The sequence below is a fragment of the Pseudomonas fluorescens genome, from assembly GCF_001902145.1.
In the GTDB taxonomy this organism is placed as follows: domain Bacteria; phylum Pseudomonadota; class Gammaproteobacteria; order Pseudomonadales; family Pseudomonadaceae; genus Aquipseudomonas; species Aquipseudomonas fluorescens_BV.
On record NZ_MRST01000027.1, the window covers coordinates 591543 to 610108 of the forward strand.

Below are 18566 nucleotides of genomic sequence, written 5' to 3' on the forward strand. Positions count from 1 at the left end.
CGAAAAACGTCAACGATAAAGCGTGCTTCCTGAATGAACGCGGCGCCTGTGAGTTTTTCGCGAGCAAGCTCGCTCCTACGGGCCTATGGCTTGCTCAATGCAGTGGCCAGCCGCAGCATGGCGACTTCGATTTCATGGGCGGTCAAGGATGAATACCCCAATAACCAACCTTGTTTCTTCTCCTCGCCGGCATACAGCCGACTGAGGCCGGGCAACTGCACACCTGCGCTGGCAGCTTGGCGGATGGTGTCTTCCTCCGACCAGCCATCGGCCAGCAGACAAGGCATCTGCAGCCCGCCATGGGGGCATAAGGCTGTGGCAATCCCCTTCAGATGTTTGCCGATGGCGGCGAGCATGACGGCACGGCGTGCGGCGTAAAGTTTGCGCATGGTCCGGACATGGGCGTGGTAGTGGCCGTCCTCCATGAAGCGCGCCAGGGTCAGTTGCAGGGTCTGTGGCGTGTGGCCGTCCATGATGCTTCGCGCATAGGTGAAGGCGCTGACCAGCTCGGCAGGCAGCACCATGTAGCCCATCCGCAACCCGGGGTAGAGGGTTTTGCTGAAGGTCCCGAGGTAGATCGTGCGCTGGTAGGGGTCCAGGCCCTGGACGCAGGCGATCGGCGGCCCGTCGTAGTGAAACTCGCTGTCATAGTCGTCCTCGATAATCCACTTGCCCTGCTCGGCCGCCCAGTTGATCAACTCCAACCGACGCTCCAGCGCTAAAGTGGCGCCGGTGGGGTATTGATGCGAAGGCGTCACATAGACGCAATTGGCACCGCTGCGGTCTGCTCGCAACAGGTCGGTGCGGATGCCCAGTGCATCGACGTCAATGGGCACCACCTGGGTCTCGGCCGCTTCAAAGGCCTTCTTGGCGCCGTAGTAACCTGGGTTTTCCAGCAGGATGGGTTTGCCGGCGTCCACTAATAATTGGGCACACAGGTACAAGGCCTGGCGAGTGCTGCTCAATATCAGAATCTGGTTGGGTGAGCATTTGGCGCCGCGTTCGAGGTTCAAGTAGGTGGCGATCGCCTTGCGCAGAGGCTCGACGCCTTGCGGATCGCCATGCAGCAGGACGCTACCCCGGTAATCCTTCATGGCCTGGCGTTGCAGGCGTTCCCATACGGCGGTGGGAAAAGTACGGGTTTCCGGCAGCCCTGTGGCAAAGGCCCTGACCGTCTGTTGGTCGGTCACGCCCCCTGTGTCGAGCATCATCTGGCCGCGCCGGCTCAAGCCCGACCCTGGCGCTGCATCGCTGCGCTGGGTTTCTTGCATTTTCATGCGCCGGCGCGCAGCCCCGCGTAACTCGGTGCCCACCGTCGCGGACACATAGCTGCCCGAACCCTCGCGCCGCACAATGAAGCCATCCCGGTGCAGATGCACATAGGCGTTCTCGACCGTGTCGCGGGCAACCCCGAGTGTCTTGGCCAGCACCCGGGTCGCCGGCAACTTCAGGCCCGCCTCAAGCGCCCCCTCCAGGATCAATGCACGCAAGGCGCGCTGGATCCGCTGATGCAGGTCCAGCCGCTGAAACTCGGCATTGTTGAGCCGTATCTTCAGTGTTTCGAGCTCAAATAATTTCGCCATGCGGTCTGCCCCATATGAATAAATTGGCAGGAATGAGCAGGCCAGTTTATTCGTAGACTCTGCGTATCGCCACTTGCAAGGAGCAACGTAAAGCCATGCCCTCATCAACATCCCACTCATCTGTCCGCCTCAGCGACCTCATCCCCCCGATTGTGGCCGGCTTGATCTCGGTCATCGTCAACTATGGCGGCACCTTCATTCTGGTGTTCCAAGCCGCCAAAGTCGCTGGGCTGAGCCCTGAGTTGACAGCTTCCTGGGTGTGGTCGGTGTCGATCGGCGTGGGGGTTACCGGGCTGTTTCTGAGCTGGGTTTCCCGCACACCCATCATCACCGCCTGGTCGACACCAGCGGCGGCGTTTCTGGTCGTGGCGCTGTCCACTACCCCTTATGCCGAGGCGGTGGGCGCCTACATGATCTCGGGCGCGGCCTTCGTGCTGCTGGGCTTATCCGGCTATTTCGAAAAAGTCATCCGCCTGATCCCGCCTGGCGTGGCCGCCGGGTTGCTCGCCGGTATTCTGTTGCAGTTCGGCATCGGTGCTTTCGGCGGCATGAGCCTTGACCCGATGCTGGTCGGCTTGCTGATTGTTGCCTACCTCGTGCTCAAACGCCTGACCGCACGCTACGCGGTTGTGGGCATTCTGGCTTTGGGGCTGGCCTTCTTGCTGGTTCAGGGGCGGGTCGACTTGTCGGGCCTGGTACTGCAGCTGGCGGCGCCCGTGTTCACTCGGCCTGAGTTCTCGCTCAATGCCTTGCTCAGCGTCGCGCTGCCGCTGTTTTTGATCACCCTGACCGGCCAGTACATGCCCGGCATGCTGGTGCTGCGCAACGATGGGTTCACCACCAGTGCCAACCCGATCGTGACCATCACCGGGCTGGGCTCCTTGCTCATGGCGCCCTTTGGTTCGCACGCGTTCAATATCGCGGCGATCACCGCCGCCATCTGCACCGGCAAGCAAGCCCACGAAGAGCCCTCCAAGCGCTGGATTGCCGGGATTGCCGCAGGCGTCTTTTACATCCTCGTCGGGGTCTTCGGCGTGACCCTCGCCGCGCTGTTCATGGCCTTTCCGGCCACCTTCATCACCACCCTTGCCGGGCTCGCCCTGCTCGGCACTATCGGCGGCAGCCTGGCCGGCGCCATGGCCGATGCCAGCTCCCGCGAAGCCTCGCTGATTACCTTCCTGGCAGCGGCCGCCAACATTACGTTATTCGGCATTGGCGGGGCGTTTTGGGGGCTGCTGATTGGGTTGGCGGCGTACGTCGTGCTTAATGGGCGGTTGCCGCGTCGGGAGCCTGCTGCCCGTGAGAACGCTGCTAGCTGATGCACGTCCAGGTTTTTGATTTCTTCCGGCCCGCTTTGGGTTGACGGGCCAAATCCGAGGCAAAAAAAGCCTGCATCTCTGCGTAATGCCGTTCAGTTAAGCGTATATCGCCCTCTGTAGGAGCGAGCTTGCTCGCGAAAACGTCAACGATAACGCGTGTTTCCTGATGGAACGTGGCGCCTGTGATTTTTTCGCGAGCAAGCTCGCTCCTACAGCTACATAAACAGACGCCCGTTGCGCACGGAAATCCCCAGGCAATCTCTGCAAGATCAAGCTCCAACTGATCGGAGAGGAAATGGCGTGTCCGAAATATAGATCGTCACGACTGCCCTTTCTGTTTGATCGTCCATTCAATCGGCGCCAGTACCTGGAGGTTTGAACCATGAAAGACGAATATGACTTCAACAACGCCAAGTGCGGCGCTGTCGCCAGCAACAAAGGCAAAACCCGTATCACGATCATGCTGGACGATGCAGTGATCGAAGCCGCTCGTGAGCGTGCGCAGAGTGCAGGCACTGGCTATCAGACCGTGATCAACAACCTACTGCGACAGGCGTTGCTTTCCCAAGACACCTATAACCTCGCGGCCACCCCGAAGAAACCAGCCAAAACCTTACAAGTCATCAACAATGGCATCAGCGTTTCAGAGGTCGAAGCGTTGGAACAGCAGTTGATAGCGCTCGCTGGAGAATTGAATCGAATGCTTGTTAATCCACTACCTGCCAAATCAAAAAGCAAACCTGTCTGAAGCGAAGGACTCGAGATGGCTTCTTGGGAATCGCGCCATGCAGGCCAAATCCCAAGCAAAAAAAGCCTGCATCTCTGCAGGCTTTTCCCTATCTGGCACGACCTGGACTCGAATAGAACAATAAACATCTGTTTTACATTGAAACTATGCTGATTTCTAAAATTTGTATCCCTACTATTATCCTAATCAAGCCCGTATTTTGTGCAAATTCTTTCTATATCCATCAGCACGAAAGCAGCAAGCTGCCAAAGGTGGCGTACGCAGGCCATTCTGTGCGGGATCAGAAAAGCACATCCGAGTGACTGCTTTTGGTTGTGGCGGCCTGTCAAAACTTCAAGCCAGTCGGCCAAGCGCTATCTAGTCTTTTTTGCAAGCATCCGGCCTACAAAGCATTCTTATCCCAACGCTTAAGGTGACGATGTCCACCTCTAGGGGGAAATTTACGCGCTAAGAACGTAACGCTGGGGGACGGCTTATGGCCCGATAGCGAGGACCAGGCTCAGAACGCCGCTACCCGGTTGCCGCAGGCGGCTCCAAGTGAGGTATGAAGTCTTGGCTGCACACAAAACACTTTATAAACTCGATTACATTCACAACGAGGTTCGCTACTCATGACAGGTATTCAAAAGATTGCTCAGATTGGTTTCTCATCGCAAGCCAGTACCTATGCCAAGGGGCGCCCGGGCTATCCAATTGAACTACATACATGGCTTAGAGAAGTACTCGGCACCCTTCCGGGATCGACGGTTATCGATTTAGGGGCTGGCACTGGAAAATTCACTCGATTGTTGAAATCCATGGAGATCGATGTTGTTGCAGTCGAACCTGTTGAGGCTATGCGAACCGAGTTTGCCAAGAGCCTACCGGACATCAGGATTCTGGACGGTACGGCCGAATGTATCCCGTTCGGATCTGAAACAGCGCAAGCACTGGTGTGCGCCCAAGCCTTCCATTGGTTTGCAAACGAAAGGGCTCTTGCCGAGATTCATCGAGTGCTCAAACCGAACGGACGACTGGGACTGATCTGGAACGTACGCGATGAGTCGGTGGACTGGGTGGCTGCCATCACTGATATCATTACTCCTTACGAAGGCGATACTCCGCGCTTTCATACCGGGTTCTGGCGGTTACCATTCACGGGGCACCACTTTTCTACCCCCGAACTGACCTGTTTTCGATACACGCATTCAGGTAGTGCCAAGGAAGTCATCATTGACCGGATCCTGTCGGTAAGCTTCATCGCCGCCCTGCCTCCTGCCGAAAAGGCGAAAGTAACCGAGCAGTTGCAGAACCTGATCGAAACTCACCCATTCTTGCGCGGGCGTGAAACTATTGAGTTCCCATATCAAACCCAAGCCTATTTATGCCGTCGTTTGGATTGATTGACAGAGTTGCGCCTGCTAAATCTTTGCCGGAGGCATTACGGGTTGTGGGCGACTAAAGTCGCCCTCATAGGCAAAAAATTTTAGCTTATCGTCAAACTCCAAATCTCTCGCGGATTGGATTCCACTATGTTCTCGCTATTTAGTCGTTCACTTAGTATGGGGTACCGTCCGTGTGCATACCTATTGTTATCCATTATTATTAAATCTCCTTCTTCCATTGCATAGTAGTTGTGCGCATCTAATTGCCTGACAGACTCAATAAAATACTTGAGCTCGGAATAATAGGTCTCAGTATTTTCCAGCGAATCGGAAAATGTACAAAATTTTTCAAGGAGATCCTGTTTCAATCGAACGCCGTAGTCGAACTCGCTCTTTGCATCCGAAAGTGTATATATCAAGGGTGAATTCAGTGTATCTTCTTTGACGTTGTCAGCAGAAAATTTTATATTGGTATTAAGGAGGCGTTTCAAGCATTTGTCGTATTTCTCCGGGCTCAACGAATGAAACTTCTTAAAAAAAGACTCCCATCTGACAATTTTAGACTCACCTCTATTACCTTGTTGGGTATCAACCCAGCCAGAATTAACCATGAGCATTGCAAAATAAGAGGGTCTTGGGTTAAGCCAGGAACGGGCATTGTGAGGCTTCAAGTCGTCACTAATATAACGAACAGAGGTCGCTTCATTAGTATTGGTTTTTTTTACTTTTACCCGGTTTATCACTGGGTCGGGAGCGTCATCGTTAAGCGTGCTTTTTGAAGAATAGTTGATCAGCGGCGTTCCAAATTGTTCCGCCAATGACACGTATGCGCTTGAGGCTAAAGGGAAGCACTTTATATATGCTATGCCGCTGTCTCGTAGACTTTCTTTTGTGCGTTCGATCAGTAGGTGATTGGTTTCGTACCTAATGCAATTAAATTCCTGCTTGGCTGCAATAATCATTCTTAATGTCCTCTCAAGCTGAAACAAAGTTTAGGATGGATATTCCTTCGTTAGTACCATGAGCGAATTACTTAGCTAGGCATAAACTGCTGATGATCAATGAATCACTCGCGCAGGGCAAAATGATCATTAGGCCCCATGAACTTTGGAGACTTCCAAGTGGCATTCCGTAGATTTTTTTCGATCTGAGACTCTACGCCCATTAACATTGAAAATAGAGCCATTCGAATAGGGACGCCATTGTCGGTTTGACGAAAAATTGCGAGCCGGGGATCACCGTCTAAATCTGTGCTCAAATCATAAGCTTCCTCCCTGCTATCCCTGGGTAACGGGTGCATTACAATTGCGTTAGATTTGCAGTGAGCCTCAATAAAAGATTTATTAACCTGGAAATCAGGTGAATAGCCTTCGACCTCTTCAGAGGTAAAACGCTCTTTCTGAATCCGGGTGGCATAAATTATATCAATTCCTTTTAACTCTTCACCAAGAGTTGTTCGCTGCTCAATTACATTCCCACTATGTTCCACCACGTCGAGAATATAACTTGGCATTTGCAATGAAGTTGGAGATATAAGTGTAAATTTGATTCCTTTGTATAATGACAACAATTGGATAAGTGAGTGAACTGTGCGTCCATACTTCAAGTCTCCCACCATTGCGATGTGAGATCCGTTAATGCTTTTCCCAACTCTGGAGAACTCGTTGATTATGGTATACAAATCAAGAAGTGCCTGGCTCGGGTGTTCCCCAGGTCCGTCGCCACCGTTAATGAGGGGTAAGTTTGTGGCAGCAGCAAATTCAGAAACTGCACCTTTTTCGGGATGACGTACAACGATTGCATCTACGTAACCGCTGATTACCCTGCTAGTATCTGAAATTGACTCTCCCTTCGCCATTGACGAAAAAGTGAATCCCGTTGTATCGCATACAGCACCCCCCAGTCGAGAAAATGCAGCGCCAAAACTTATGCGCGTTCTCGTGCTGGCTTCGAAAAACAAGTTAGCTAAAACAGCGCCTTCAAGAATCCTGCACACTTTTACACGTGATGCCACAGGCCTGAGCATGTCCGCGTAGTGAAAAAGCTCAGCAATACTGTCCAATGTAAGCTGTCCTACAGACAACAATTGAGGGTTAGCGTTGTACGAAATTGAATACGACATTTGTTAACGTCCACATTTATATTTGCGTAGTTTTATGGGGTGAGCAAATCCAGCAGTTATTCCGAGGGTATAAAATTTACCATGGAAAACTTAATGTTTTTAAATTTGTATAGTTCTTGAACGCTTCTCGCACACCTTCTTTATGGCCAAGGCCGGAATCTTTAATGCCGCCAAATGGCGTTAGTTCAATTCTAAAACCAGGTACCTCCCAGACATTAACTGAACCAACATTCAACTCTTTGGAGAACTGAGTAATCCAATCCAGCCTATTGCTGCAAATCCCAGCAGATAATCCATAAGAGGTCGAGTTACTGATAAATATTGCTTCATCGATTGAGTTGAAAGTCAAAATCGGGGTGACCGGTCCAAAGGTCTCGCGCATGACCACTTCCATCTTGGGCGTAACATTGTCCAGAACAGTCGGGGAATACAGCGCTCCGCAACGATTATTCCCTAGTAACAGTCGGGCCCCTCCCAACATGGCGCCATTGACCCTCTCTTGAATATGTTGCGCAGCGGCCTCATTAATAACCGTTCCAACTTTAACGGTAGGAGAGAACGGATCACCGAACTCCCACTGTCTGGTCTTTTCAACTACAAGCTCCGTAAATTTTTTGACAACGCTTTTTTGTACCAGCAGCCGTTTTACTGCTGTGCACCTTTGACCCGAATTAGCATAGGAACCTCTAACAGCAAGATCTGAGGCCAAGTCCAAGTCAGCGTCCTCCATTACAATCAAAGGATCATTCCCACCCAACTCAAGAATGGTACGTCGATAACCCGCGGCTGCCAGGAGTCTCTTACCTGTCTCTACTCCACCGGTGAAAGAGACTAACTTAACGCTAGGTGAATTAAGAACGATAGACGTGATTCGATCTGGATCCCCCACAATAATTTGCAACATCGGCTCTGGCAGTCCTGCGTCGTAAAGAAGTTGAGCAAAAAACAGAGCAGATAGTGGAACTTTTTCTGACGGTTTTAAAATAACTCTATTGTTGGCTGCAATGGCTGGGGCAACTTTGTGAGCCACTTGGTTGATCGGGTGATTGAATGGGGTTATTGCAAAAATTATTCCATCCAATGGTTCTCTCATTGTCAATAGCTTACGAGATTTTCCATGATCGGTTACATCACATGAATAAACCTCGCCGTCATCTCGCAAAGCCTCAATGGCTGAAAAAGTCAGTACATCAATAACTCGGCCTATTTCATAGATAGAATCTTGTTTCGATAAGCCGCTTTCACTGGAAATCAAATCGGATGCAGAGTCTATTTTTTCGGACAGTGCATGAGCCGCATGACGCAGTATTTTTGAGCGATCGGAACGAGACAGTTCAGATTTGTATTCAGAACAAATTGACAATGCACGATCTATATCATACTTTGTAGCCTGTGCTAACTCGCCCACTTCACTCCCGTTAAAGGGATTTCTGATAGTGATAACCTGAGGTTGCATGTCATATACTCCCTGGCATTCATAGTGATGCTATAGCATCAACGCTATAGCACTAAATACAAAAAATACATTTATGATCAGTGTGAAGCTTGACTCGGAAATGCTTGAGATAATTTTTTTGCCGAGGTAAGTTCCCAATAGCGAAACAATCAGTAATGGCAACGAATCGAAGAGTACATTCCTGCTGATAACTCCTCCCTGTACATAGATAAAAATCTTGGGGATGTTCAATAGAAACGAGGTCGCCGCATACGTTGCAACATAGGTCTCTTTAGTCAAACCTGCGGAGCTAAATAACGGCCCCTTTACTGCGTTTCCACTCCCTACGACTCCTGAGCTAAAGCCATATAAAAAGCTAAAGATGGGGATTTGGTAGGGCTTGAGTTGCGCTGGTGTCACCTCTTTAGCCCTAAACTTAAGCAAGTCCTTTACGACATATGCAAGTATTGCAAGCCCCAGTATCTTCTGAAAAAAACTGATATTTATATAGAGAAGCAAAACACTTCCTGCGATAGTTCCCGGAAATCCATAAATCAGAAGTTTCTTTGAGATGCTCCAGTCGATGAATCGCCAAAAAAAACCAAGCTTTACTATGTTTTGAAACGTGAAGTAAAGTGACGCCATTGCAACGCTTTCTTTTGCAGTAAAAAAGAAAGTGAATATAGGAATTAGTACAAAGCTACCAACACCGAAGGCCGTTGATAAAACAGAGGAAATCAACACCAAGAGGTAAAGCGCTATCATCTTATAAACTATAATCATCGCTACCCTTTGCTAGTTAGTCTTGAAATCTAAAGCGGATTAATCCTGGCCATCACCTTTTCTACGGTAGCATCGGAGTCTTCATCTGAAAGAGGGTCATAAGCTTCCAGTCCGAATTGAAAAAGACGCTCTTTAGTTCCTATCGGATTGCGACCTTTTGGCAGCGTTAAGTAGACTGGTTTCGAGTAATTCATTTTTTTATACAGCTCAAGTGAACCAATTATACCTAGCACGTCGCCTGAAACTTGTACAACTCCAACTACCCGATCCATAATGCTTTGATCTTCAAATATGGCTGGTATATTGGCCTCAATGATATCGCCTCCAAGCTCAGCTAATATGATGTCAGCACCAACAGACGCAGTATTCAAAACGTCTGATATCGCTGATATGGCTTTTTCTTTGTCGGTATAGGTAGAAGACAAACCAACGCTCGGAAAATCTAGGCAAAAGTCCGCTCCTGCGTCCTGCATGGCCAAAATATCTCTCAGTCGTCCCGTTCCAGTAAGCTTCGTGGCAGATACTCGAAGTCCTTTTCTTTTTAGTGCCTTAATCAAATTGGTTGTCGCCGTTGTCTTGCCTACTTCGGCTGAGGTTCCACATATAAATAAAATTGGAGTGTCGGTTGGGTGGTTCTCGCTATATGGGCTACCACGTAAATCTCCAATATTTAAGTTGCCATGGACTCCAGGAATCCCAAGAAAACCTTCGACTTGCACTTTTAAGAATTGTTTGACTGTTCGTAAGGGGGAAACGGCTTTCCCGTAACCTAGAATTCCGCCAACTGCAAGTAGATCAAGGGTGATTGGGTCATCCGGAGAAATAGTAATTTTGTCATCAATGCCGCCGTATTCTGAAGTGCTGGATTTTCTATTGCCTAACACGCCAAAGAATAGGTCTCCTTTATAGAGGGTGACATCTCGACCATTATTGTTTTCGATGTAATTTACCGCGCCGACGCTACTAATAACTTTCCCTAGAACGATGTCGCCTTCTATGCCTTCACCGGACGTTATTAAACTTGCTTGCTGCAATACATGGGCAGGTAGATGCCTAATGTTAGACGCGATGGATTTGACGGTGACGTCCCCAAGCTTTACATTGCCAGCAATTTTATTCAATCCTAACTCTTTCAACTCGCTCATAAATAGCTCTCTCATAGAAGTAGCGCAGCAGAATTCAAAGTCCACCCAGAAAATTCATGTATTGCACTTTGTTTTCTTTTGGTGTGTCCACAGGCCTCCCTAGATTTTGACGAGATCCCGTTCTGCAACGAACTTCAATAAACGCGCTTCCTTGTGTTTCGATCGCATCAATCAAGCTCATGACTAACTCATGTCTGGATACCACAGTTTTAGACGTTATATACCCGCAGCTTTTGGCAATGTCGGCCATACTTCGAGTGGCCGCCATAGTCGGTTGTCCGCCGACGGAGTCATGCGCTCCATTATTAATTAGTACGTGAATGATGTTCGACATGGCTGAATTAAGTAGTCCCCCCATGTGCATGATTGCTGCGCCATCTCCATCCAGGCACGCAACTTTTATCAAAGGCTTACTTATGGATATCCCCATCGCAATTTGTGATGCATGCCCCATCCCACCCACGGTTAAAAAATCTTTTTCATGGGATTGACCCAGACTGGTCCTGAGTTCATATAGTTCTCTTGACAACATACCAGTAGTACTCACTATCGGCATTGCCTCGGGAAGAATATCCACGCAACAAGCCACTGCCTCCTCTCGAGACATCAGCTCCGGGAGAGATGAGTTCGTGTGTTCCTTCTTATCACCTCCGAAAGTTCCCTTGCGCACCACAATGGCGACAGGGCAGCCATTATTTACTGAGATCTCCAAGAGCGAGTCCAACTCGATGGAGATATCATCAGCATCTGATTCTGATATCACTAAGTAAGGGATGCCGAGTACGTCCAATTGAGGCAGAGTGATTTTTCCCTGCTTTACATGCTGAGGCTCATCATGCTTTTGGGTTCCTGTAGCATCAATTTCCCCGCGCCACCCGATAATCATCAGTATCGGAATTCCGTATACCTCCGGAGCAGCAAGCGAACAGAAAGGATTGATAAGGTTTCCAATACCGGAGTTCTGCAAATAGACCAACGGGACCTTGCCGGTGGCGAGATGATGTCCAATCGCTACACCTAATGCTGTCCCTTCATTGCAAGCGGTGACATGGTCGATATCTAAATTTGAATTTTGAATGGCGGAACAAAAATTTTTCAGCAGTGAATCAGGGACGCCCGTATAAAACTCAATATCTTTACTGAACAAAAGTGTAAGAAAATCCTTTGCAACAATCATAAAAACGTCCTATGAGCTTAATCAGCAAAACTTGCACGTTCTAACGTCTAATATCATCGTGTTCCAGGTATAAGAGATAGAATCTCTTGAATATCAAGACATCTATCCTCAACCTCCAGTGTTCTACCATATTTTAATATTTGATTGGCCACCGACAACATTGCAGGATAAGCTGCTCGGAGCATATGATTTGCGTAAATGACGACATTAAAACCATTATCGACGAGAGTATCAAATTTTATGTCATTGAAACTTGTAGGTACGCAGACCAGTGGAACAGATGGATAGTGTGTTCTAAATCGTTTTGCGAATTCGATAATTTCACTGGGGTCTTTCTTTCTGCTATGAATCATTACACCGTCTGCGCCAGACTCTACATAAAGCAATGCACGTTTGAGCGCATCATCGAGCCCTGCGTCCAATATAAGACTTTCGATACGAGCGATAAGCATAAAATCTGATGATAACTGAGCGTTTTTTCCCAATCTGATCTTTTCGGCAAACTCTATTGGATCCGCCTGGGTCTGCTTCACATCATTTCCGAATAGTGAGTTTTTCTTTAATCCGGTTTTATCTTCAATGATTACTGCGGATACCCCCATACGTTCGGCCGTTGCGATGTGATAGGGTAAATGCTCGGCTTTTCCACCGGTGTCACCATCAAGTATTAAGGGCTTGGTCGTCACCTCAAAAATATCAGAAACTCCATTCAGTCTACTTTTAAGATCCAGTAATTCAGTATCAGGTTTTCCCCGCACTGTAGAGTCAGTTAAGGAGCTTGACCAGAACGCATCAAATTCAACAGTAACATTGCCGTTGGTGTAGCTAGCTTTTTCAACTAACATCGCCGAAAGAGGGCTATGTGCTTCAATAACTCTTATTCCTTTTTTTTTCGAGAGGAGCTTTCTTAAAGATTGACCGCGCAATTCCGAGGTAACAGATTTCATAGGCAATTCCATTTGTGGCACCTTTTTTTGACGGAAAGATAGCAACTATCAACGAACTCTATACTCGTATTAGTATTTTTGGATTCGATCTGAATGCCGATATAACGATGCATCATCAAACTGAAACATTACAATATGGCTGCTTATAATTATTGGCTATAGAATTATTTATAAACCTGCATAAAAATTATTTTTCTATAAAAATCAATCATAAGGAGTGCGTCACTAATTTGTTATATACACCCAAAAGGGCAAAGATGAAAAATAAGTTACATTCGACAATGAAGCTATTTAATTTTCTTTACCGCAATGATGAGCTACAGCTCGCCGCTGACATTCAGCGCAAAGCGATAAAGAGTTTGGAAGCGACTTTGAGGGTGCATTGCGAGCAGAAGTACGTGGCATCAGATTCTTGAGGCGAAGGCGCCCATCAGCAGCATGAAGCAACAAGCTTCCAAGCTGATTTATCGGATCATTCGAATGGTTCGGTGAGAGATTAGGGATGAAGGTCTTGGAAATGACCTGATCGGCACGCGTCTCGTTATTGGCGATCAGTTGGTAGGTCCCGTCCGGCGCCTCATGCGTTAGCGTATAGAACGAGGACAGTGACGGCTGGGTATCGAGATCGATGAGTAAGGTACGAAGACCCGCGTCGGCGCAGAACGCGCCTAGATTGGCGCCAACCGTGGTTTTCCCCGGCCCGCCTTTGGTTGAAACGACTGCAGCGACTTTCATTGACCTTACCTCTGAATCGATGGATTAGAGACGGCTTCATGCAAATCACGCTGTGCGCTTTGGTTTGCTGGGTCAAATCCCAAGCAAAAAAAAGCCTGTATCTCTACAGGCTTTTCTCTATCTGGCTCCACGACCTGGACTCGATCCAGGGACCCAATGATTAACAGTCATTTGCTACCTGTTAGCCTCAACGGTGCCACGACAAACGTGGTGGAGGCATAGAAACGCTGTGTAGCGCGAGCGCATGAACGCACCACGCCATGAAAGTTAGTCGCGTTGGATTAGCTTGTCAAAGCAGGGTAATTCATTGGGCTGCAGGAAAAGGAGACGGTAATCGCTCATACGCCGTACCGCTTGTTACCGCCAGAGGTAATGCAGTATCGACCCCCCCTAGGCCCTATACACACGTTTCCAGAGGAACAGGGGCACGAGGAGCCGTAAGCTGGAGTCTGTTGGCGAGCAGGCTGTACTGGCTGAGTCACTGGTTTGGGTTTCGAAACGAAGTAGCAGCCCGACCCGCTGCACAGGCTTTTTGACGAAAGCCACTTAGGTGATTGACCATCAATACTGATGCGTGCCCAATCGTTGCGCGTCTCGAAAACCTGGACCTTTTCCCCGCGCTTCAGCTTTGAGACAACCTTACCGCTTGGTTGATTCCGGACATTGAGATTATCAGCGCTTACAAAGTGCTCAGTCGCAGAGACAGCGGCCGGCGCTGAGGGTGAGGCTGGAGAAGTCGACTCAAACGTACTCGGTGCGCTCAGAACGCCTGACTGTGCGGGGGCTGGAGGCGTGTCCTTCTTCCCCACTGCCCACAAGACGGCAAAAACAAGCAGGAGCGGGACAAACCATGACCGGGACTTCTTGCGCATATCCATTGCTCTCATTCGGCACGTATTACAACGGGTGTCTTCCTGACCCACCTGACGCATCACCTATTGCGAGCTTAGCCAATCTTCCGTTTTTTGCAGCCCGCCAGATAAGCCTCCGGCTAGCTAAGCGATATTTTTCACTCGAGCTCCCCTTCAAAAAAACAGCATAAATCTGCCCATTAAATTGCATTGATATTAAAAATCACCATGAACTCGTTGAAACCCTACCAACTGGATGGTAGCTTTATTGCATACTTTAAATCCCTGCAACCAACGACATCCCTGTGAGAATCCCATGCAAGACTGGAAGCAAACCCGAAAAGACATCAACACTCGTTTGGTAGAGCTGAATGGCTTGTCACCTGAAACCATGAAAGGTATGGCTGCTCTCGGTGCAGCCGGAAGCAAAACCAATCATCTGGACGCCAAGACTCGCGAGCTCATCTCCCTCGCAGTGGCCGTGACGACTCGCTGCGATGGCTGCATTGCATTTCACGCCGCTGAAGCAAAGAAGCTCGGTGTGACCAGTGAAGAGGTCGCCGAAGCACTGGGTGTAGCTATCAACATGAATGCCGGTGCCGCGCTGGTCTACAGCACCCACGTACTCGACGCGTTCGATAAGTCCTAATTCAAACGCCGATGTTCTTCCCCTTCAACGACGTCGAGATTAATTATGAATAAGCTGTTCACACCTTACGATCTGGCCGGTACTCCGCTGAAAAACCGTGTTGTCATGGCCCCCATGACTCGCACCCGAACCTTGAACAACATTCCGAATGAATCCAACGCGCTTTACTACGCGCAACGAGCTTCCGCCGGCTTGCTGATCACCGAAGGCCTGCCTATTTCCGATGAGGCTCGCGGCTATCTGTACACCCCTGGCATTTACGAAGATGTGCACTTACCAGGCTGGCGCAAAGTGACTGACGCGGTGCACGCCAAAGGCGGGAAGATTTTCGCGCAGCTCTGGCACGTAGGCCGTATGTCCCACACCTCGGTACACGGCATGGTGCCAGTCTCTTCGGGCACGGTGCCTGCGGTAGATACCACGGTGTATGCCTGGATCGAGCCCGGCAAATCTGGCCCTGTACAGCCCAGCTCTCCACGTGCGCTGGAAACTGAAGAAGTGAAACGCGTCATCGCTGACTTCGTGAAGTCCGCACGGATGGCCATGGACGCCGGCTTTGACGGTATCGAAATCATGGCAGCCAACGGCTTCCTGTTCGACCAATTCCTGAGCAGCGCCCTGAACACTCGTACTGATCAGTACGGTGGCTCTATTGCGAACCGTCAACGCTTCCTGCTGGAGACGATTGATGCGATTGCTGCTGAAATCGGCGGATCGAAGATCGGTGTTCGCTTCTCTCCGTTTGGTCGACTGTATGACTTCGGTGTGTACGAAGGCGAAGAAGAAACCTGGATGAGTATGGCGGCTGCCCTCAACGAAAGAGAGCTGGCATTTGTTCACCTGAACTACCAACCGACCATCCTCGCCGCGCAAACGCCACCAGGTTTCGGCGCTGCATTCCGTGAAGCGTACAAGGGCACCTTGATGGCTGCGGGCGGCTTCACCAAAGAGATCGCAGAGTCTGAGTTGGCCAAAGGCGAGCTAGATCTGATTGCCTTTGGCAACGCCTACATTGCCAACCCTGATCTGGTAGAGCGCATGCAGAACAATTGGCCATTGGCCGAGGGCGATCGCGCGACCTACTACGGCGTAAGCGGTTCGATTGATAAGGGCTACACCGACTATCCGGAATACGCAGCGGCCAAAGCCTGATATTCCTTCACAAACATTTAGGAGAACACCATGCCACTCGTAACTATCAAAGGGATTGAAGGCGTTTTTTCCGACGAGCAAAAAGCTGAAGTGATTCGCAAAGTGACTGACGCTATGGTGTCGGTTGAAGGCGAAAACATGCGCGCTCTCACGTGGGTCATCTTCGAAGAGGTAAAAAGTGGAGACTGGGGTATTGGTGGCAAACCTGTGACCGCCCAAGAAGTATTGAAGCTGCAAGCCGGCGAGTAAGGCTTCACCTTCAGATCAGGTAACTGACTTGTCTTACAGGTCGAGGAGGATGCTTGATTAACTAACGTCCTCCAGCTCAGTGATAATTGCTTTTTTCAAGGCTGAAACTGATTTAGACCCAGCGAAGACCTTCAACAATCGGCCTTCGTGGAACACTGCCAAGGACGGCACTGATCGAATGCCATACATCTGCGCAATCGTCGGCGATACCGCAATATCAATCTTCCCAAACACTGCGAGAGCATGGAGCTTTTCCTCCAAATCGACGAAGACTGGCTTCATCTCTTTACAAGGTTTGCACCAGGATGCTGAGAACAGTAAGACACTGCTGCCTTTGGCTACAAAGCGGGCAAATTGGGGAGCGCTCAATTCAACGATACGGCTCATTTGGATCTCACATGTTGTGTTAAGGAAAAGGGGGCACCTTCTGAGTACCCCCGTTCCGTTGTCCATCAAATTTCGCAGCCATCGATGCCGCAGACTTGGCCCACCAATGAGCTCTCCTCGACTCTCGCTTTAGCAACCATTTGATCCAGCGCTTCAAGAAAGGCCGCTTCTGGCTGAGCGCCTGACACCGAGAACGTGTTGTTGAAGACAAAAAGTGGCACGCCGGAACCCAGTTGGGTTGCGAAATGCTCGTCCTCTACCATCTCAACGCGCAGCTCCACGGATGACCACGCCAACTGAATTGATTCATCGGGCACACCTGCCTCCTTCGCAATCGCCTCCAAATTGGCGCGATCAAAAAGCGACTTGCCGTGACTGGTACTTTGCTCGTACAGCGCCTCAACAAGGCGCTTTTTCACTGTCGTGTCTTCAACTGCTTTCACCAGGATATGAGCATCCGCTGTGTCACCAAACATCATGGTGTCGAAGCGATAATCCAGCCCGTCAGCCTGGCCATATTTACTGACCGTACTCATCATCGCCTCTGCGGAGTCTGGGTTGCCGAGTTTACGTTTCAGTGCCGCGATCATCGGTTCAGGGGCGTGATTTGCAGCCAGTCGATAGGCCCGAATATTGACCTGTACATCGTCCTTCTGCGGGAAGTTTTCGAGTGTTTTTTCAAAACGACGCTTGGCAATCCAGCACCAGGGACACACATAATCAGACCAGATATCGACTACATATTTTTTCGAAGGGGTTTGCATATTTTATCCTGCACGGAGAAGTGAAGATTGCATTGCGGCCATTTCAAGCAAATGGTTAAAACCAGCAACGGGTCGGCTGAGCGACCCAGTGTCCAATCAATGAGGCTTGCTCCCTCCAACATGCTCAGAGGAAAGTGATGGTGAATGCTGGCTTTTCTGATTCCGACTTTCGCTGCGAGATCCGCATAACTGAACGCTGAGTAACCCTTTGAGCGCATCTGGGTTTGCGCGTAGCTCAGCAGCGCGGCTTTTGTCGTGATGGACATTTGAAACTCCTACAACCAGCACCTTTGTCACCGGAGCAGCGCGCTGGAGAGCGCCCCAAGGCGCTACACGCAGAGCTTGCCTCGGTGTTTAGGCACGCACCGCCATCACCCCTGCATCAACGTCCCAGATAGCACCAGTCACCCAGGAGGTCTTATCGGAGAGTAAGAAGAGGATGGTGTTGGCGACGTCTTCAGGAACACCGATTCGACCCAGTGGGTGGAAGTCGTTCAGCGACTTCATCGCATCCGGGATCGCGTCCTTGTCCATGAAACCTTCATAGATCGAGGTGTGAACGATGCCAGGCGAAACGGCATTGACTCGGATACCTGAGTGAGCCAATTCAATTGCCAGGTTTCGGGTGACTGCGTGCAGGCCCGCCTTGGCCATCGAATAAGCGGTCGCTGGAGAGCCGGCCAGCGCGGCCTGCGCGCCAATCGAACCGACGTTGACAATGGAGCCTTCGCGCTTGGCAGCAAGCATATTCTTGACCACGGCCTGCGTGATAAAGAATGTGGCGCGGTTCAGATCCAGGTACATGTCGTAGTCAGCCTCATCGTGCTCGATGAAAGGCTTCGGAATGAATATGCCTGCAGAGTTCACCATGAAGCCGATGTCACTGTGGTTGGCATTGATTTCGCTGCGTACATGATTCATCCCTTCCTCGGTCATGAGGTTGGCAACGATCACTGATACGCTCCCCAGCGGACTCAGCTCGGCGCGCACAGCATCGGCTTTATCTTGTTTACTGCCGGTGAGAACCACGCTGCCACCTGCCTTTAAAAACTGGCGCGCTGTTTCCAGGCCCATGCCGCTCGTGCCGCCAACAACCAACAGTTTTTTACCAGCAAAAAAAAAGCTCATTACAGACTCCGGTATTAGAGTAGTGAGA

19 protein-coding genes and 1 pseudogene are annotated in these 18566 nt (G+C 49.9%); 6 read left to right on the forward strand and 14 right to left on the reverse strand.

From position 1 onward, the window contains the following. Positions 1 to 83: 83 nt before the first annotated feature. Positions 84 to 1583: a MocR-like pyridoxine biosynthesis transcription factor PdxR gene (pdxR, locus tag BUE92_RS25810; protein WP_073526999.1), complete on the reverse strand. Its 1500-nt coding sequence runs from the start codon at positions 1581 to 1583 to the stop codon at positions 84 to 86. A 95-nt stretch (positions 1584 to 1678) separates the two neighbouring features. Between pdxR and BUE92_RS25815 the strand changes: the two genes are divergently transcribed. The 3 genes from BUE92_RS25815 (at position 1679) to BUE92_RS25825 (ending at position 5032) form a co-directional block, all read left to right on the forward strand. Next, positions 1679 to 2902: a benzoate/H(+) symporter BenE family transporter gene (locus BUE92_RS25815; protein WP_073527000.1), complete on the forward strand. Its 1224-nt coding sequence runs from the start codon at positions 1679 to 1681 to the stop codon at positions 2900 to 2902. Positions 2903 to 3284: 382 nt separating this feature from the next. After that, positions 3285 to 3650 (forward strand): BrnA antitoxin family protein, encoded by a 366-nt coding sequence (locus tag BUE92_RS25820; protein ID WP_073527001.1) that lies wholly within the window; start codon positions 3285 to 3287, stop codon positions 3648 to 3650. 611 nt (positions 3651 to 4261) lie between these two features. Beyond that, entirely contained in the window at positions 4262 to 5032 is a 771-nt protein-coding gene (locus BUE92_RS25825; RefSeq protein WP_073527002.1) for a class I SAM-dependent methyltransferase, read from the forward strand. Between the two features lie 83 nt (positions 5033 to 5115). Here the strand turns inward: BUE92_RS25825 and BUE92_RS25830 are convergent, their stop codons facing one another. From BUE92_RS25830 to BUE92_RS25875, 9 genes and pseudogenes are all read right to left on the reverse strand, one after another. Beyond that, complete coding sequence (locus tag BUE92_RS25830; RefSeq protein ID WP_073527003.1) at positions 5116 to 5976, reverse strand: TauD/TfdA family dioxygenase; 861 nt, start codon at positions 5974 to 5976, stop codon at positions 5116 to 5118. Between the two features lie 104 nt (positions 5977 to 6080). Beyond that, on the reverse strand, positions 6081 to 7136 hold the full coding sequence (locus BUE92_RS25835; protein WP_073527004.1) for an aspartate carbamoyltransferase: 1056 nt from the start codon (positions 7134 to 7136) through the stop codon (positions 6081 to 6083). Positions 7137 to 7212: 76 nt separating this feature from the next. Continuing rightward, complete coding sequence (gene phnY / locus BUE92_RS25840) at positions 7213 to 8592, reverse strand: phosphonoacetaldehyde dehydrogenase (protein ID WP_073527005.1); 1380 nt, start codon at positions 8590 to 8592, stop codon at positions 7213 to 7215. A 30-nt stretch (positions 8593 to 8622) separates the two neighbouring features. Further along, entirely contained in the window at positions 8623 to 9354 is a 732-nt protein-coding gene (locus tag BUE92_RS25845; protein WP_073527006.1) for a sulfite exporter TauE/SafE family protein, read from the reverse strand. Positions 9355 to 9383: 29 nt separating this feature from the next. Then, positions 9384 to 10499, reverse strand: coding sequence for a nucleotide-binding protein (locus BUE92_RS25850; RefSeq protein WP_073527007.1), 1116 nt, complete (start codon positions 10497 to 10499; stop codon positions 9384 to 9386). Positions 10500 to 10533: 34 nt separating this feature from the next. After that, positions 10534 to 11676, reverse strand: a complete 1143-nt coding sequence (aepY, locus tag BUE92_RS25855; RefSeq protein WP_073527008.1) for a phosphonopyruvate decarboxylase — start codon at positions 11674 to 11676, stop codon at positions 10534 to 10536. Between the two features lie 53 nt (positions 11677 to 11729). Then, positions 11730 to 12635 carry a phosphoenolpyruvate mutase gene (gene aepX / locus BUE92_RS25860; RefSeq protein WP_081372218.1) on the reverse strand — a complete coding sequence of 302 codons (906 nt, stop codon included), beginning with the start codon at positions 12633 to 12635 and terminating at the stop codon, positions 11730 to 11732. A 387-nt stretch (positions 12636 to 13022) separates the two neighbouring features. Then, positions 13023 to 13358, reverse strand: a pseudogene (locus BUE92_RS25865) (ParA family protein); the annotation flags it as partial. A gap of 338 nt (positions 13359 to 13696) precedes the next feature. Next, complete coding sequence (locus BUE92_RS25875) at positions 13697 to 14290, reverse strand: SH3 domain-containing protein (RefSeq protein WP_371915196.1); 594 nt, start codon at positions 14288 to 14290, stop codon at positions 13697 to 13699. 235 nt (positions 14291 to 14525) lie between these two features. Between BUE92_RS25875 and BUE92_RS25880 the strand changes: the two genes are divergently transcribed. The 3 genes from BUE92_RS25880 to BUE92_RS25890 are packed head-to-tail and all read left to right on the forward strand — an operon-like array spanning position 14526 to position 16259. Continuing rightward, positions 14526 to 14858: a carboxymuconolactone decarboxylase family protein gene (locus tag BUE92_RS25880; RefSeq protein WP_007252395.1), complete on the forward strand. Its 333-nt coding sequence runs from the start codon at positions 14526 to 14528 to the stop codon at positions 14856 to 14858. Positions 14859 to 14903: 45 nt separating this feature from the next. Further along, on the forward strand, positions 14904 to 16010 hold the full coding sequence (locus BUE92_RS25885; RefSeq protein WP_073527009.1) for an alkene reductase: 1107 nt from the start codon (positions 14904 to 14906) through the stop codon (positions 16008 to 16010). Positions 16011 to 16040: 30 nt separating this feature from the next. Then, on the forward strand, positions 16041 to 16259 hold the full coding sequence (locus BUE92_RS25890) for a tautomerase family protein (RefSeq protein ID WP_073527010.1): 219 nt from the start codon (positions 16041 to 16043) through the stop codon (positions 16257 to 16259). A gap of 57 nt (positions 16260 to 16316) precedes the next feature. On the opposite strand, the gene BUE92_RS25895 is transcribed toward BUE92_RS25890, so the two are convergent. The 4 genes from BUE92_RS25895 to BUE92_RS25910 form a co-directional block, all read right to left on the reverse strand. Beyond that, positions 16317 to 16646 carry a thioredoxin family protein gene (locus tag BUE92_RS25895; protein ID WP_073527230.1) on the reverse strand — a complete coding sequence of 110 codons (330 nt, stop codon included), beginning with the start codon at positions 16644 to 16646 and terminating at the stop codon, positions 16317 to 16319. 65 nt (positions 16647 to 16711) lie between these two features. After that, positions 16712 to 17410 carry a DsbA family oxidoreductase gene (locus BUE92_RS25900; protein ID WP_073527011.1) on the reverse strand — a complete coding sequence of 233 codons (699 nt, stop codon included), beginning with the start codon at positions 17408 to 17410 and terminating at the stop codon, positions 16712 to 16714. Then, positions 17383 to 17676, reverse strand: coding sequence for a TetR/AcrR family transcriptional regulator (locus tag BUE92_RS29365; RefSeq protein ID WP_371915197.1), 294 nt, complete (start codon positions 17674 to 17676; stop codon positions 17383 to 17385). Before BUE92_RS29365 ends, BUE92_RS25900 begins: the two co-directional genes overlap by 28 nt. 88 nt (positions 17677 to 17764) lie before the next feature. Next, positions 17765 to 18538 (reverse strand): SDR family NAD(P)-dependent oxidoreductase, encoded by a 774-nt coding sequence (locus BUE92_RS25910; protein ID WP_073527012.1) that lies wholly within the window; start codon positions 18536 to 18538, stop codon positions 17765 to 17767. Positions 18539 to 18566: the final 28 nt, after the last annotated feature.

Coding starts and splice junctions, on each gene's coding strand:
- pdxR (WP_073526999.1), bottom strand. CDS start 1,583: ATGGCGAAATTATTTGAGCTCGAAACACTGAAGATACGGCTCAACAAT.
- BUE92_RS25815 (WP_073527000.1), top strand. CDS start 1,679: ATGCCCTCATCAACATCCCACTCATCTGTCCGCCTCAGCGACCTCATC.
- BUE92_RS25820 (WP_073527001.1), top strand. CDS start 3,285: ATGAAAGACGAATATGACTTCAACAACGCCAAGTGCGGCGCTGTCGCC.
- BUE92_RS25825 (WP_073527002.1), top strand. CDS start 4,262: ATGACAGGTATTCAAAAGATTGCTCAGATTGGTTTCTCATCGCAAGCC.
- BUE92_RS25830 (WP_073527003.1), bottom strand. CDS start 5,976: ATGATTATTGCAGCCAAGCAGGAATTTAATTGCATTAGGTACGAAACC.
- BUE92_RS25835 (WP_073527004.1), bottom strand. CDS start 7,136: ATGTCGTATTCAATTTCGTACAACGCTAACCCTCAATTGTTGTCTGTA.
- phnY (WP_073527005.1), bottom strand. CDS start 8,592: ATGCAACCTCAGGTTATCACTATCAGAAATCCCTTTAACGGGAGTGAA.
- BUE92_RS25845 (WP_073527006.1), bottom strand. CDS start 9,354: ATGATTATAGTTTATAAGATGATAGCGCTTTACCTCTTGGTGTTGATT.
- BUE92_RS25850 (WP_073527007.1), bottom strand. CDS start 10,499: ATGAGCGAGTTGAAAGAGTTAGGATTGAATAAAATTGCTGGCAATGTA.
- aepY (WP_073527008.1), bottom strand. CDS start 11,676: ATGATTGTTGCAAAGGATTTTCTTACACTTTTGTTCAGTAAAGATATT.
- aepX (WP_081372218.1), bottom strand. CDS start 12,635: ATGGAATTGCCTATGAAATCTGTTACCTCGGAATTGCGCGGTCAATCT.
- BUE92_RS25875 (WP_371915196.1), bottom strand. CDS start 14,290: ATGCGTCAGGTGGGTCAGGAAGACACCCGTTGTAATACGTGCCGAATG.
- BUE92_RS25880 (WP_007252395.1), top strand. CDS start 14,526: ATGCAAGACTGGAAGCAAACCCGAAAAGACATCAACACTCGTTTGGTA.
- BUE92_RS25885 (WP_073527009.1), top strand. CDS start 14,904: ATGAATAAGCTGTTCACACCTTACGATCTGGCCGGTACTCCGCTGAAA.
- BUE92_RS25890 (WP_073527010.1), top strand. CDS start 16,041: ATGCCACTCGTAACTATCAAAGGGATTGAAGGCGTTTTTTCCGACGAG.
- BUE92_RS25895 (WP_073527230.1), bottom strand. CDS start 16,646: ATGAGCCGTATCGTTGAATTGAGCGCTCCCCAATTTGCCCGCTTTGTA.
- BUE92_RS25900 (WP_073527011.1), bottom strand. CDS start 17,410: ATGCAAACCCCTTCGAAAAAATATGTAGTCGATATCTGGTCTGATTAT.
- BUE92_RS29365 (WP_371915197.1), bottom strand. CDS start 17,676: ATGTCCATCACGACAAAAGCCGCGCTGCTGAGCTACGCGCAAACCCAG.
- BUE92_RS25910 (WP_073527012.1), bottom strand. CDS start 18,538: ATGAGCTTTTTTTTTGCTGGTAAAAAACTGTTGGTTGTTGGCGGCACG.